9 protein-coding genes are annotated in these 16,022 nt (G+C 39.1%); 7 read left to right on the top strand and 2 right to left on the bottom strand.

Features of this window, described 5'->3' with window-relative positions; genetic code table 11:
• On the bottom strand, positions 1-3,427 hold a 3,427-nt coding region (locus tag VZD24_RS14815; RefSeq protein WP_342688052.1), incomplete at its 3' end, for a beta propeller repeat protein.
• A gap of 163 nt (positions 3,428-3,590) precedes the next feature.
• Between VZD24_RS14815 and VZD24_RS14810 the strand changes: the two genes are divergently transcribed.
• From VZD24_RS14810 to VZD24_RS14785, 6 genes are all read left to right on the top strand, one after another.
• A complete protein-coding gene (locus tag VZD24_RS14810) occupies positions 3,591-5,141 on the top strand; it encodes a helix-turn-helix transcriptional regulator (RefSeq protein WP_342688053.1) in 1,551 nt (516 codons plus the stop codon).
• Between the two features lie 171 nt (positions 5,142-5,312).
• Complete coding sequence (locus tag VZD24_RS14805) at positions 5,313-8,093, top strand: aconitate hydratase (RefSeq protein ID WP_342688054.1); 2,781 nt, start codon at positions 5,313-5,315, stop codon at positions 8,091-8,093.
• Positions 8,094-8,173: 80 nt separating this feature from the next.
• Positions 8,174-8,488 (top strand): hypothetical protein, encoded by a 315-nt coding sequence (locus VZD24_RS14800; protein ID WP_373693835.1) that lies wholly within the window; start codon positions 8,174-8,176, stop codon positions 8,486-8,488.
• A 49-nt stretch (positions 8,489-8,537) separates the two neighbouring features.
• Positions 8,538-9,605: an NADH:flavin oxidoreductase/NADH oxidase gene (locus tag VZD24_RS14795; RefSeq protein ID WP_342688055.1), complete on the top strand. Its 1,068-nt coding sequence runs from the start codon at positions 8,538-8,540 to the stop codon at positions 9,603-9,605.
• Positions 9,606-9,610: 5 nt separating this feature from the next.
• Complete coding sequence (locus VZD24_RS14790) at positions 9,611-10,630, top strand: LLM class flavin-dependent oxidoreductase (protein ID WP_342688057.1); 1,020 nt, start codon at positions 9,611-9,613, stop codon at positions 10,628-10,630.
• 73 nt (positions 10,631-10,703) lie between these two features.
• Positions 10,704-11,351 (top strand): HAD family hydrolase, encoded by a 648-nt coding sequence (locus tag VZD24_RS14785; protein ID WP_342688058.1) that lies wholly within the window; start codon positions 10,704-10,706, stop codon positions 11,349-11,351.
• 76 nt (positions 11,352-11,427) lie between these two features.
• Here VZD24_RS14785 and VZD24_RS14780 read toward each other — a convergent pair whose 3' ends face one another.
• The gene (locus tag VZD24_RS14780) at positions 11,428-12,906 is read right to left on the bottom strand and encodes an exonuclease domain-containing protein (protein ID WP_342688059.1); all 1,479 of its coding nucleotides are present in this window, start codon (positions 12,904-12,906) and stop codon (positions 11,428-11,430) included.
• Between the two features lie 355 nt (positions 12,907-13,261).
• On the opposite strand from VZD24_RS14780, the gene VZD24_RS14775 reads away from it, so the two are divergent.
• The coding region (locus tag VZD24_RS14775; RefSeq protein WP_342688060.1) for an HYR domain-containing protein at positions 13,262-16,022 on the top strand (2,761 nt) is incomplete at its 3' end.

Here is a 16,022-nt window from a genome sequence, read left to right as displayed (position 1 = left end):
ACGTCCAAACTACTGTAGTTGAAGCAGTAATAGGGAAAGTAGTTGTTGTAGTACCTGTTACGCTACCCGCACAAGCATCTGTTGCTGTTGGTGCAGGTAAACTGGTTACGCTACACTGTTCTACAACGTCCGGTAATGTAGTAACATCTGGCACGGGAGCCGTGGTGTCGTTAATAGTTACCGTTTGGTTCTGCGTACTTGTGTTTGCACCATCCGTATACGTCCAAACTACCGTAGTTGATGCAGTAATAGGGAAGGTAGTTGTTGTAGTACCCGTTACGCTACCCGCACAAGCATCTGTTGCTGTTGGTGCAGGTAAACTGGTTACGCTACACTGTTCTACAACGTCCGGTAATGTAGTAACATCTGGCACGGGAGCCGTGGTATCGTTAATAGTTACCGTTTGGTTCTGCGTACTTGTGTTTGCACCATCCGTATACGTCCAAACTACCGTAGTTGATGCAGTAATAGGGAAAGTAGTTGTTGTAGTACCCGTTACGCTACCCGCACAAGCATCTGTTGCTGTTGGTGCAGGTAAACTGGTTACGCTACATTGTTCTACAACGTCCGGTAAAGTTGTAACATCTGGCACAGGAGCCGTGGTATCGTTAATAGTTACCGTTTGGTTCTGCGTACTTGTGTTAGCACCATCCGTATACGTCCAAACTACCGTAGTTGATGCAGTAATAGGGAATGTAGTTGTTGTAGTGCCTGTAACACTTCCCACACAGTTATCTGTTGCGGTTGGCACTGGCAAGCTCGTTACACTACATTGTTCAATAGCATCTGGTAAATTTACTACATCAGGAACAGGTGCTGTAGTGTCATTGATAATAATATCTTGCGTTTGTGTTGAAGAATTATTAGCTGTATCGGTATAAGTCCAAGTAATGGTCGTGTTTGCAGTAATAGGGAATGTTGCTGTGGTAGTTCCGTTTATTGTTCCTGACACTGCATCGGTAGCTGTTGGAATCGTTAATTCGGCGATACTATTAATAGCGCACTGCGAAATTACATCTGGTAACACGGGTACATCTGGGACTGGTGGTGTTGAGTCTGTTTGGATTGTAGACATTTTCCACATACCACGTCCGAATGTTCCAATATAAAGTATATTGTCGGTATAATTTATTTCTAAATCTTCTACCCGAACGTTCGGCAAACCTGTACCCATTTTTTGCCAGTTTGCTGTATTGTTTCTAAAATAAGGGCCTAATTCAGTGCCTAAATAAAGAGTTTCGTCTGTGGAGGCTCTGTTGGCAACTACCTTCTTCATAATTATATTTGGAAGACCAGCGCTTATATTCGTCCAAGTAACGCCACTATCAGTAGATTTATATACTTTATTTCCTGCATTGTAACCATTTACCGTTGCATAAACTATTGTAGCGTTTGGTATTGCAGAAAAACTATTAAAAACCTGTCCTGCTGGTGGGGTTACGGTTGTCCAGCTTGCTCCATCATCATCGCTTCTTTTTGCAACACCAGTTTCACTAATGGTATAAATTCGTATTGATCCACCATTAGCTGTAACATCAATAAATTTTGTTCTGGTTAATCCCGTACTTAATGCGGTCCAGTCGCTTGGGTCTCCAGTACCTCCTTTATTTACAGATTTTTTTATATCGCCGTGACATGCATAAATAATATTGGCATTGGTAGGATGTACTGCCATTGGTGAAACAAATGCAGCATCATTATTGTTTCCAAGAATATAGGTAGCTTGGTCGTACCCATCTGCATATCCAGCATCTGCGCGATATAATTGCCCGTTTGTTCCACCCAAGTATCTAATATCTGAATTTGAAATATCAATAGCTGTTGCCGTACCATCACCTGCAATTGCCGAAAGCCAATTTCTACTTCCACCTTGCAGTATTTTCGAAAAACCATCATTATCCTGATTGGCCATCATAAAGTTATCGCCGCTGGCTTCTTGTGTAACTGCAATATTATATGGTTGAGTAATTACTAATGTGTTAGAGATATCTTCCCAGGGCGTAGCGGTTGTTGCATTAAATGGTCCTTTGTGAATACCACCGTCATGCCCATTTAATACATTTTCAGTATTTCCTACAAATGATACGTGATGATGATCTGCATGTACATAAAAACCTACTCCTGGAGGTGTGTCATAAGCATTCATTAGGGTAGTAAAGGTGGCTCCTCCGTCGGTAGAGCGAAATCCATTTACACCGGCAACGATAATATGATTTTTATTTACAGGAGAAACCGCAATATTTTGATTGTAACCGCCTTGCGAATTAAACCCGGTCATGTCTGTTGATGATACTAAATCTGCGGCTGTGTTTGCCAAATTAAATTTATATTTTCTAAATTCAGCTTGTTTGGTAATAACCCCACTGCTTCTTTCTTCTTCACTTACACCGTAAAAATAATCGGGATCATTTGGCGAACTGGTTATTTTTAATTTTTTCTGACTATTTCCTCCTTCAAAAATGGCGTGCATCGCAAAGTTTGCACCACTGTCCGTAGAAAAATAAATAGCATCAAATCTATCTGAAACCACCACTTTGGTAGCATCATTTGGATCAAAAACTATATTTTGAAATCCTTCTGTAAAAGTTCCATAGGGATAAGTTACCGGTACATCTGTCCAAGTAGTTCCGCTGTTGGTAGTAACTTTTATTTCAGTATTTGTTAAGGCAAAAATTTTGGTACTACTGCCCGGAGCAAATGCCAAGTCGTTTATAAATTCATTTTCGTCTAAGCTAAATGTTAAACCGGTTGGGTTCCACGTTTCACCGGCATCTGTAGATTTAAACACGCCTATTGAAGAAATATGCTGTCCGTCTTCATCGCCAGTTGCCATATAAATTATATTGGTATTGTTTGGATCTACAAGTATATCTGTAACTCCCAATCCCGCAAGAAAATCAGATTTTGGCGTCCATAACAAACCACCATTAGTTGTTTTCCAAATACCTCCGGCAGCAGATCCAGCATACATTATGTCTGTATTTGTTGGGTCTTCAGCAATTACGTTTATTCTTCCCTTTCCAGGATAGCCTACATATCCATTTTCTAAAGGTTTGTCCACAGGCCCTATCTGTTCCCACGTATCGCCAGGACCGCGATTTTGGCTTTGGTCTGCCATTAAAGCATTTATATATGCAGTGCCAGATAGCGGACGATTGGCCATTGTAGGAAAAGATCCATCTGCGTTTACTTTGTCTTGCCAAATGTACACCCAGCGTTCAAATTGTTTCATCGCTTTGTGGTTTGCTTTTACGCGAAGATCCCAAGTGGCTATTTCCGCTCTTTTCTGCGCTACTATTTCAAAGAAATTTGCGCTGGGGTCGTTTACACTAGATTTGTAATTTTGACTATATTCAAAATCTTTGTTTTGGGCCGTCATAAACCCGATGCTCAAGATGCAAAATAAGAAGGTAAAGTTTTTCAACATTTTTTGTGGAATTAAAATTTATAGAGCGAATTTAATTTTTTTACAATTCAACAATAAAATTTCAACTACGCACCTACTACGCAACCCTAAATATTGTACTTTACAGTTAAAAGGTGTATAATTACAAACTCAATTTTTTAACTCAAATCTCTTATTTTTTTTGATGAAATTCCTGTTTTGTGTTTTCCTCTTCCTTCAATTTTTACCCGTTTTTTCCCAAAAGGAAAACAATTACGGTAAGTATATTGATTCCGCAGATGTATATGTTCTTGTAGATGGCGAAAAAGCACTTCAGTTTTTAGACAGCATTCCTACACCGCTGGAAAACTACATAGATGGAAACGTTGGGAAATATTATTATTTGCAGGGAATTGCCTACTACCGCCTAAACGAGGAGGCATTAATGTATCAAAGTTATCTGCTGGCAATTAGAAATGCCAAAAAAGAAAAAGATTATTCTGTTGCTGGTGATGCCAGCATAGAACTGTTCTCAGATATTTATGTAATTGAAAATGATTCTACGGCCTATAAATATTTAGATGACGCCCAAAGGTATTACACACTTGCAAACGATCATAACGGACTACTTCAGATAAAGCAAATGCATGCCTACGTTGCGTTTACGCACAGTGATTATAAAAAGTGCAATGAGCTTATCCTTAAAGATCTGGCGGAGTACAAAGCTGTAACAGACGATGCATACTACTATTTGTTCGCTATATATATGCTAACGTCTAACTATATACATTTAAATGATCTAGAAAATGCCAACAAATATTTGGATGAATTTCGAAGCCTAAAATCTAACCCTACAATTGAAGAATATAATTATAAAAATTATAAGGCCGAATTAAATATATGTATGGCCAAACTGCATTTAGACCTAAAGCAGTCAGATTCTGCTATCTTTTATTTGTCTAATGCAAGGCGCTTACAAGACTACTTAGGGCTAATTGCGCAAGGTGAATTTTATTCATTTAACGCAGAGGCATATAAAGCCAAGGGAGCCTATGATAAAAGCCTCGCCTATTTAGATTCCCTTAAACTATTTCAGGAAAAAATTTTTAGCGATAATATGGAAGCCAGTTTAGAACTAAACGACATATTGCTGAAAACCGAAGAAACATTGAGCAAAGAGTCTGAAAACACAGAAAGACATCAAAATTGGCTTAAAATATTAGGAGTTGTACTCTTGTTCTTTTTATTTGTATTGATTTTTGGATACAAAAAATTAAAGATGAGCATCAAGCATCTCTTACTTAAGGAGAAAAACTTTTCGCAACTTGAAACAAAACACGAGAAACTAAAAGTAAAAAACCATGAGTTGGAAAGTTATATTGAAGATGTAAAAAACAAACTTAAAGCAATTACTTCCAAAGAAGACAAATCCACGCAGAGAAGTGAAATTAGAGATTTATACCGAACTATAAATGCCGAAACAACTACTATAAAAAACGACGACGAAAAGCATTTTGAAATGCTACAGGAATTAAACGAGTCTTTTTTTGATGAAATTAATGAAGATTATCCCCAACTAGGAAATACAGAAACACTGGTGTGCTATTATTTAAAATTAGGTTTTAAAAATAAGGAAATTGCGTTTTTTCTCGACAGAAGTATTCGAAGTGTGGAAAGCATACGCTATCGCATCAGTAAAAAAATGAGTTTGGAAAACAGTAAAATACTCGTGAGCGTTCTAAATGAAAACTACTAGTTTAAGCAAGATTATTTTTAAAGTTTTAGAAAAAAAATTGCGGTGCTGCACAAATTGCTTTAATTTATTAATTTCAACAAATAAGCTAATTGTTAACACCTTGTTAAACAAATAGACTACCTACTTAAGACAGTAAATATTGCGTAATTTTAGTAATTTAATAGCTAAATTATGCAACACGATATCTACAATCTCACAAAGAAGTTAAATTCTTCTAACAAAGAACTTACGTATTACAGTCTTCCCGAACTCGAAAAACAAGGGCATAACATAAGCAAGATGCCTTTTTCTATAAGAATTTTACTAGAAAATGCACTGCGCAATTTTGATGATTTTTCGGTTACTAAAGAACACGTAGAAACAATACTCAATTGGACCCCTGAACAAAGCGAAAAAGACGTCGCTTTTAAGCCTGCACGTGTTTTAATGCAAGATTTTACGGGTGTTCCGGCCGTAGTAGATATTGCATCGCTTAGAGCCGAAATGGCGCGAAAAGGTGGCGATGCTTCCAAAATAAACCCGCTAATTCCTGTAGATTTGGTGATAGACCACAGTGTGCAAGTAGATTATTTTGCCGCTCAATACGCCTACCAACATAATATGGAAGAGGAGTATAAACGCAATAGAGAGCGCTATACATTTTTAAAATGGGCACAGAAATCGTTTAATAATTTTAGCGTGGTACCACCGGGAATGGGTATTTGCCATCAAGTAAATCTCGAGTATTTTTCTAAGGGAGCCATTGCGCGCGACGGCATGGTTTTTCCAGACACGCTTGTGGGTACCGATAGTCATACTCCTATGGTAAACGGAATTGGCGTAGTGGCTTGGGGCGTTGGCGGTATTGAAGCCGAAGCCGCCATTTTAGGGCAGCCTATTTACTTTATTAGCCCAGAAGTTATTGGTTTAAAGCTCACTGGAAAACTCCCGCTGGGATCAACGGCCACAGATTTAGTGCTTACCATTGCCAACTTACTGCGTAAGTATGGGGTAGTGGGTAAATTTGTTGAAGTTTTTGGACCCGGTTTAGACAATCTTTCGGTGCCAGACAGAGCAACTATTGGTAATATGTCGCCAGAGTTTGGCTGTACAATTACTTATTTTCCAATAGACAACAAAACGTTGGAGTATATGCGCGGCAGTAATCGCAGCGAGGAACAGATAAAGTTGGTTGAAGATTATTGTAAAGCAAATATGCTGTGGAGACAGGATGAAGATAAAATTGAATATACCGATGTAGTAGAGCTAGATATTTCAACTGTAATGCCAAGTGTAGCTGGGCCAAAGCGTCCACAGGATAAAATTTTACTTACCGATTTAAAAGAAAAATTTATTGAACTTGAACACGCTTCCTTTGGCAGAACATACATAGAGCCTTCAGAGAGAGAAGAAGCTCTTATCCGATGGAAAGCAGAAGGTGGAAGCCAGCCGGTTGAGCAGCCGCACGATCCCGAACCCGATGTAGAAATTGAAGCTAAAATTAAAAATGGTTTAAAAACCGTTTGGATTTCGCACGGCAATGAAAAATATATGCTTTCCGATGGTGCGGTAGCAATTGCGGCTATTACGTCTTGTACAAATACATCAAACCCATTTGTAATGATAGGGGCTGGCTTGGTGGCCAAAAAAGCCAGGGAACACGGCATAGATGTAAAGCCTTGGGTGAAAACGTCTTTGGCGCCTGGATCAAAAGTAGTTACAGATTATCTGGAAAAAGCAGATCTGCTAAAAGATTTTGAAGCTCTGCAATTTCACTTGGTAGGCTATGGTTGTACTTCGTGTATTGGAAATTCTGGGCCATTGCCGCCAGCAATCTCTAGAGCAGTGGAAGAAAACGATTTAATTGTAACCTCTGTACTTTCTGGAAACCGAAATTTTGAAGCGCGAATTCATTCACAGGTTAAAATGAATTTCTTAATGTCGCCAATGCTCGTTGTGGCTTTTGCAATCGCTGGGAGAGTAGACATAGATCTTACAACGGAAGCATTAAGCTGCGACCGAAACGGCAAGCCAATATATTTAAAAGACATCTGGCCTACCGATGACGAAATTCACGAAGTGATGAGCAAGGTGTTAACACCTAAAGATTTTAAAAAGAATTATGACGAAATATTTGAAGGAAACGATATTTGGCAAAACTTGGAAGTGCCGGAAGATAATCTCTACCAATGGGAAGACGATTCTACCTATATAAAGGAAGTGCCGTTTTTTCACAATCTCCCTGACGATCCAAAGCCACTTAAAAATATTGAAGGCGCCCGCGCCCTGTTGATGTTAGGCGATAGTATTACTACAGATCATATTTCGCCGGCAGGAGCTTTTTCCGAAGATTCCGCCGCAGGTAAATATTTAATTTCGCGAGGGGTGGAAAAGAAACATTTTAACAGCTACGGTTCGCGTCGCGGAAATGACGAAGTGATGGTTCGCGGAACTTTTGCCAATGTGCGTATAAAAAACCAATTGGCCCAACGCGAAGGCGGTTATACCAAGTATCTCCCTACAGGCGAAGAAATGACCGTGTACGATGCGGCGCAAAAATATATTGCAGATAAAACCCCGCTAATTGTGCTTACCGGTAAAGAATACGGTAGTGGATCATCGCGAGATTGGGCCGCCAAAGGAACAATTTTACTTGGGGTTAAGGCCGTTTTGGCAGAAAGTTACGAGCGTATTCACCGAAGCAATTTAATTATGATGGGCGTATTGCCACTGGAATATTTAAAGGGTGAATCGGCCAGTTTTCACGGGCTTACGGGTAACGAATCTTTTAGTATAACGGGTATTGAGAATAATTTAACTCCATCTAAAAAAATTGATGTTATTGCGAAAACTGAGGATGGCAAGAAAATTGAATTTAAAGTTGTTGCCAGACTGGATTCTCCAATTGAAGTTGCCTATTACCAAAATGAAGGAATTTTGCAATATGTATTGCGACAGTTTCTAAAACAATAAACTACTAATTGGTTAGCTCGGGATTCTTTATTTGAATCTCGAACTAACTTTTGCTATTTTATAGAAACGTGATATTACTCGTGCAACCAAAACTTCTTCGAAAAAATTTTAATGGAATAACTCTTTGGCCGTTCGTAATTTTAAAACACAATTCATTAAAAAATGACGCTATTTTTATAAATCACGAGCGCATTCATCTTCGCCAACAAGCCGAATTGCTCTTGGTGCTTTTTTATGTATGGTACGGGATTGAATTCTTATTTCGTTGGTTTCAATATAAAAACCGGCTAAAAGCGTATCGTAATATTTCTTTTGAAAGAGAAGCGTATTTTCACGAACAACATTTCGATTATATAAAACGTAGAAAACCTTTCGGGTTTTTAAAGTTTTTATAGAATGCCAATTCAATATAAAACAAATAATAATAGAGAATAAACACAAAATATGAGCCTACTCTTTTCCCCATTACAAATTAAAGACACCACGTTTAAAAATAGAACGGTAGTGTCGCCTATGTGTATGTATAGCTGCGTTGACGGTTATGCAAACGATTTTCATTTAGTGCACTTGGGCAGTCGTGCGGTTGGCGGTTTTGGATTGATAATTCAAGAGGCAACTGCTGTTTCGCCCGAAGGAAGAATTAGTTATGGCGATATGGGCTTATGGAACGATGAGCAAATCAGAAAACCTAAAGAAATTGTCGATTTTGTTCACGCGCAGCACGCATTGATAGGAATTCAATTAGCACACGCTGGCAGAAAAGCCAGTCACGAATTGCCGAAGGAAGGAGCCAAAAAAATTAAGCCTACTGATAAAAATGGATGGCAAACGGTTTCTGCTTCTGCTTTGCCTTTTAGGGATACGGAACCTGCACCATTAGCTTTGGACGCAAGCGGAATTGACAAAATAAAAAACGATTATAAAGCCGCAACCATCCGTGCTAAAATTGCGGGTTACGACATAGTTGAAATTCACGCGGCCCACGGATATCTATTCCATCAGTTTTACTCGCCTTTGGCTAATAAACGAACCGATAAATACGGTGGCAGTTTTGAAAACAGAATTAGACTTTTACTGGAGGTTACCGAGATTGTAAGAAACGAATGGCCGGAGAAAAAGCCGCTGTTCGTTCGCATTTCAGCCACAGATTGGATAGAGGGCGGTTGGAATGTTGATGATTCTGTAAAGCTCGCAATGGCCTTAAAGAAAATAGGGGTAGATCTAATTGATGTTTCTTCGGGTGGAAATGTTCCCAAAGCAAACATTCCGAGCGAACCGGGATATCAAGCAGGTTTCGCTGCACAAATTAAAAAGGAAGCGAATATTTTAACAGGAGCCGTTGGCCAAATTACCAATGCAGAACAGGCCGAGCAACTTTTAAAGGAAGAGAAGGCAGATCTAATTCTCTTTGGGCGCGAAAGTTTGAGAGATCCCTATTTGCCACTGCACGCTGCGAAAGAGTTAAATGTTGACGTAGATTGGCCACTACAATATGAAAGAGCCAAAATTTAAAAAATATGAGTAACGAAAAGCATACTATAAAAATCCCTTTTTCAGTTTTAGATCTTGTCCCTGTAATTGAAGGCAGTAGCCATAAAACAGCTATGGAAAACAGCTTGGCGTTGGCGCAACACGCGGAGAATTTAGGGTTTAAGCGGTTTTGGATTTCGGAACACCACAATGCAGAAAGTCTTGTGAGTTCGGCCACGCCTGTGCTTATTGGGTATGTAGCCGGAAACACTAAAACCATTCGGGTTGGTTCTGGTGGCGTAATGTTGCCAAACCACGCGCCCCTTATTGTTGCAGAACAATTTGGAACCCTCGCTACACTTTACCCAGAAAGAATTGATTTGGGTTTGGGGCGTGCGCCGGGTACAGATCAGATTACAGCGCGAGCACTTAGACGCGAACGCACAGAAACGGTAAACGATTTTCCGAATGACGTGCAGGAATTGCAAAGGTTATTTTCAGCAACCAATAAAAATAGTTTGGTTCGGGCCATTCCGGGCGAAGGTTTGGAAGTACCGCTTTACCTTTTGGGTTCAAGTACATACAGTGCACAATTGGCTGGAGCGCTGGGTTTGCCCTATGCGTTTGCCAGTCATTTTGCACCAACACATTTACACGATGCGCTGGGTTTATACTACAGCAATTTTGAAGCTTCCAAGCAATTAAATAAGCCGTATACTATGGCCTGCGTTAATGTTGTCGTGGCAACAACCGATTCGGAAGCCGAATATTTGGCTACGAGTATGAAGCTGTTTATGCTAAATATTATCAGAAATACCCGTGCACCGCTTCCGCCGCCGGTGGAAAGTATGAACGGACGCTGGAGTCCGATTGAGGAAGCACAAATTTTGAAAATGATGCAATATATATTTGTGGGAAGCCCAGAAACGGTTCAGGAGAAATTAGTCAATTTTATTTCGGAAACTCATATTGACGAACTAATTACGGTTGCCCATATATACGATCAAAAAGCGCGATTGAATTCTTTTGAGTTATTAGCGCAACTTAAACATGATATTTCAATTTAAAAAGAAGTCAAATTGCTTTTGAAGGGATACTCTAAAAAAGTTTTGTTTTCTTTGCCAACAAAAATTATAAAAAATGCTAAAAGCAGTACTTTTTGATATGGATGGGGTAATTGTAGATACCGAACCCTTGCACCGAAAAGCATACTTTAAAATGTTTGAAGATGTAAATATTGAAGTTTCCGAAACTTTGTACGATTCGTTTACCGGACAGGCAACTCTGCCTATTTGCAGAACACTTTGTAATCACTTTAACCTTTCTGATGCTCCAGAAAACTTAGTTGTCTTAAAAAGAAAACACTTTAAATATTTGTTTGAAAATGATAGTGAATTAGCACTTTTAGACGGGGTGCATAATTTAATTAAAGATTATTACAATAACGGGCTAACGTTGGTTTTGGCATCTTCGGCTTCAATGCCTAACATAAACCGAATTTTTGATAGGTTCGACTTGAATAAATACTTTAAAGCCAAAATTAGCGGTGCCGATTTAAAAGCTTCAAAACCGCATCCAGAAATTTTTATAAAAGCTGCCGAACTCGCTAACGAGCGTAGAGAGAATTGCATGGTTATTGAAGATTCTACAAACGGAATAGCCGCTGCAAAAGCCGCCAATATTTATTGCGTGGGTTTTAAAAGTCCGCACTCCGCAAATCAGGATTACAGTAAAGCAGATAGGGTAATTACAAGTTTTGACGAAATATTATTTGCCAATCTACCCTAAAATAGTTTTATGAATTCTAATTTGTAGAACGAAAAACTACCTATCTCTTTCAAAAGGAAAGGCTAGAAAGCAATGTTTATCCCAAATTCCAATGGCTGAAAATATTTTCGGTTTCTGTGGTTTCTTTATACGTTGATAATTTCTTTAGGCGGTGATTTGTAAGTTTTTTGGGCTTTTCAAAATAAACCACATTGCGATCGCCATTTTTTTTAAGATAACTTCTAATAATTGCGTGCGTGTGATAACTAGCTTGTTGCAATTTTAAAAAAGGTTCGTAGTCTTCAATATTGCAAATAGCTTCACTTCTGCTAAAAAACCCAAATCCTTTATACTGCCCTTCAGTAACTAAAGCAAAAGAAATTTCGTCTTGATTTCTGCCTTTTCCTTGAATAGCGAAAGTAGGTTGGTTTTCGTCTAAAGACTTTATAGCCGCTTGCACCTTTAAATTGTAATCTGCCACATTTTCGGAGCCTTCACAAATACCTTCACAGTTTTTTATGCGGTAGTGCGAACATTTTTCGGTACTACTTTGCAAACTGCAAAACCGTGGGCACAGTTTAAATGTTTCGCATATTTCCTCCAGCTTTTCGGTAGCTTCGGCGCGATTGTAAAACGTACTAACCGAATCGCGATGCGCTTTAGTTTTACCTAATGCAAGCTGCGTAATGCCACGTTGATTTTCGTAACTTATTATTTGATACGTTGTGGCAGGCCATTTTTGGGCGCGATTAAATTTTGGATAGTAGTTTCGAATATGTTCAGACTCCACCAAAAGGGCCAACAATTCATTGCCCGTACGTTCAAAGTCAATAAAATGTGTTTCCTGCCCTAATTGATACTCTTTGGTTTTTTTATCGTAAAAGTGGGAGAGAACGCGTTTCTTAATATTTTTCGCCTTTCCAGCATAAATCACTTGGTGCTTTTGGTTTTTAAAAAGATAAATTCCGGCCTCCTCCGGGAGCTCGTCTATTTGTTCGGCGGGCAAATGAGGCGGTAGGGTGGCTTGCTTTGAGCGCGGATTTAAAAATGAATTAATTGTGCTGAAATCTTTATCTAAAGAAAGTAGCCTTTGGAAGAGAATAACTGTGGCATCTACATCGCCTTCAGCACGGTGGCGGTTAAGATGTGGAATATTTATAGTGTTACATAGCCTCCCTAAACTATAGGAAAGCATACCCGGTATTAATTTTCGTGAAAGCCGAACAGTGCATAGCTTTTTTCGGTTATAATGCTGACCTATAAGCCTAAATTCGCCGCGAATTACGTTGTAATCGAAACTTACGTTATGCGCAACGAAAATAGCATTTTTTGTAAATTCCTCTATGTGTTCTGCCACCTCAAAAAATCGTGGCGCATCTGCAACCATTTCGTTGTCAATTCCCGTTAGTGCTGTAATGTACTGCGGAATATCGCGCTCGGGATTTACTAAAGTAGTGTATTTATCTATCACTGCTCCCTGCTTTACTAGAGCGATGCATATTTCGGTAATGCGATTGCCTGCAATGCCACCGCCGGTAGTTTCTACATCTATAATTGCGAAAAGTTGTGATTGCATGTTTTTTAATCGATCAACAAATGTAGGGAAATCTATTTGAAATAATTGGAATTATTCCCGTTATATGGAATTAATCCTACTTCGTTTTAAAAGTCTGATTTTTTTCATCCGAAGTTCTTTAAAAAATAGGTAAAATATCATTCAATACCTAACACGTAAGAATGCTTTTAATCTATAATTTTAGTCAATAATCGTCTTATTTGAATTTATTTTTATTTTTTTGCATGAGTTAAAAATTTGTAAATTAATTATTTGGTTGTGTTTTATAGCGAGTTAGGTGTTGTTACGAGTTTTTAGCTAAAATTATATTAACAAAATGTTATAACTTCGCATATTTATAACTAACCCCAAATCTATGAGAAAAATTACCTTGGTTCTTTCTGTGATGCTTTTGTGTATTGCAGGTGTCGTAACGGCACAAACGATATCTAACTCTGAGAGTAGACCGACAAATGTCAATCTTCCTTTAAATTTTCAAACTACAGTTCAAGAATCTCTTTTGCAGATGCGTCAAGATTCTTCAATTGGTACTACATCGGCCCTTGTTCCTCCAGGATCGATTGTGCTAGATTATATGCAGTTTGGATCTGGTGTTGAACTCAGTCCTTTATTAACGAGTATAGGATTTACTGTTACTGAAGATAACGGTGCTGGAAATTTGGATGTTTTACTTCCTTCTCAACCTTGGGATCTTGTAATTCTGCAAATACAAGCAAGTAATCTTTCACCAAATGAAGTAACGGCTCTATCCAATTATCTTGCAAGTGGGGGAAAGTTAATAATGTCTTATTGGAATTTAAATAATGACCCTGCCGTACAATCGATAGTAGAAGTAAGTAATACAATTTCATTTAATACCCCAATTTCGGTTTCAGTATGGGATGCTGCACATCCTATTTTTAATAATCCTAATACTGTAAGTGGCTTAGCCACAATTGGCGATTATGGCGGTGGTGATAACGGTGATCGCTTAGAGCCAGCTGCAGGAGCTACTGCTCTCGGTGGTTTTGTGTCTTCTCCAACAACAAATGAAGCAGCAATAGTTTTGGGGAATGGAGGCAATAGTATATTTCATGGATTTGCGGCGCGAGATATGGACCTTAATTCATATTTAGATCTTATTGAAAATGAAGTTGAGTTTTTGGTAAAACCAAATACACCACCCACTATTTCCTGCCCTGGAGATATTACTGTTGATAATGATGCGAATGAATGTGGTGCAATAGTAACTTATACGGTAACCGCCAATGATGCCGAAGACGGGCCGTTAACGCCTACCCAAACGGCAGGGCTTCCTTCTGGATCTCAGTTTCCAGTTGGTACAACAACTAATACTTTTGAAGTAACTGATAGCGATGGAAATACCGAAACTTGTAGTTTTGATGTAACCGTTGAAGACAACGAAGCGCCGACTGCCGTATGTCTTGGATCTGCGCCTATATTCGTAGGATCTTATAGAGTTAGTGATGGACCTACCTGGAATACTAATCCTTCCGTTTATAGCCCTCAAGAAGCAGCTGCTTTAATTTTTGGAGGAAATGCATCAGATTATGCAATCTCTGTTGATCCAAATACTACCGATCCTAGCACCATTACCAACACTGGTTGGACTGATAGCTGGGGAACTGGTTTTGTAATCAATGCCGAAGATTATAGTTTAGATACTGGAGCTCCTGGCTATAATAATCCAGGTGGCTATGATTCTGCGGTATCTGCTTATGTAAGGGATCACACCGATCTTAGCAAAATAAACTATGTTTGGACTGCAACTGCACCTACTGTAATACAGTTGGATGTAAATGGTCAAGCAATATTAGATCCTGCGACAATTGATGGTGGAAGCACAGATAATTGTGGAATTGCCAGTATGTCGGTGAGTCCTAATAATTTTACATGTGCAGATGTTGGTCCAAATACGGTAACCCTAACGGTAACCGATGTAAATGGCAACAGTTCAACTTGTACTTCTACAGTAATAGTTGAAGATAATGTTTCACCTACAGCTGTATGTCAGCCTTTTATTGCGCAACTAGACGCTACCGGAAATGTAACAATTACGGGGGCCGATGTTGATGGTGGCTCAACAGATGCCTGTGGAATTTCTTCACTCTCTGTTTCGCCAAACATGTTCACTTGCGCTGATATAGGTCCAAACAATGTTACTTTGACTGTAACAGATGTAAATGGAAATGTTTCTACTTGTACAACTATTGTTACCGTTGAAGACAACGAAGCTCCTGTAATCACTTGCGTTGCAAACGACTCAAGAAATACAGATCCAGGAGTTTGTACATATACTGTTGTAGGAACAGAGTTTGACGCCACTTTTACAGATAATTGTACTGGCGGAACCATTACTAATGATTATAACGGAACAGCAACCCTAGCGGGCGAAATATTCCCGAGTGGTACAACTACGGTGGTTTGGACAGCCAATGACGGTAACGGTCAAACTGCTACTTGTTCTACCGATATTACAGTGGTTGATAATCAATCACCAGTAATTACTTGTGTACCAAATCAAACTAGAGATACCGATCCGGGAGTTTGTGATTATACCGTGGTAGGTGCCGAGTTTGACGCTACATTTAACGATAATTGTGGAGGTACCATAGGAAATAATTACAACGGATCTACTTCATTGGCAGGAGCTGTTTTCCCAATAGGAAGCACAACAGTTGTTTGGGCAGTGTTTGATGGCACGAATCCGGTTGTTTTCTGCCAAACTGTTATCACAATTGAAGATAATGAAGCACCAGTAATTACCTGCGTACCAAACGCCACAAGAGACACCGATGCGGGAGTATGTAGTTATACAGTAGTAGGAACTGAATTTGATGCCACTTTTACCGATAATTGTACGAGTAGCACACTTACCAACGATTATAACGGCACGGCTACTATGGCTGGCGAAGTGCTTCCAAAAGGAGTAACGACTGTAATTTGGACAGTAGATGATGGTAACGGTCAAACGGCAACTTGTACTACGGTAATTACCGTTGAAGACAACGAAGATCCAGTAATTACGTGCGTACCAAACGCCACACGAGATACCGATCCAGGTTTATGTAACTACACAGTAGTAGGAACTGAATTTGATGCAACATTTACAGATA

The sequence above is a fragment of the Aequorivita flava genome, assembly GCF_038742595.1.
In the GTDB taxonomy this organism is placed as follows: domain Bacteria; phylum Bacteroidota; class Bacteroidia; order Flavobacteriales; family Flavobacteriaceae; genus Aequorivita; species Aequorivita marisscotiae.
The sequence above is the reverse complement of the archived record's forward strand: the minus strand, read 5'-3'. Positions and strand labels throughout refer to the sequence as shown.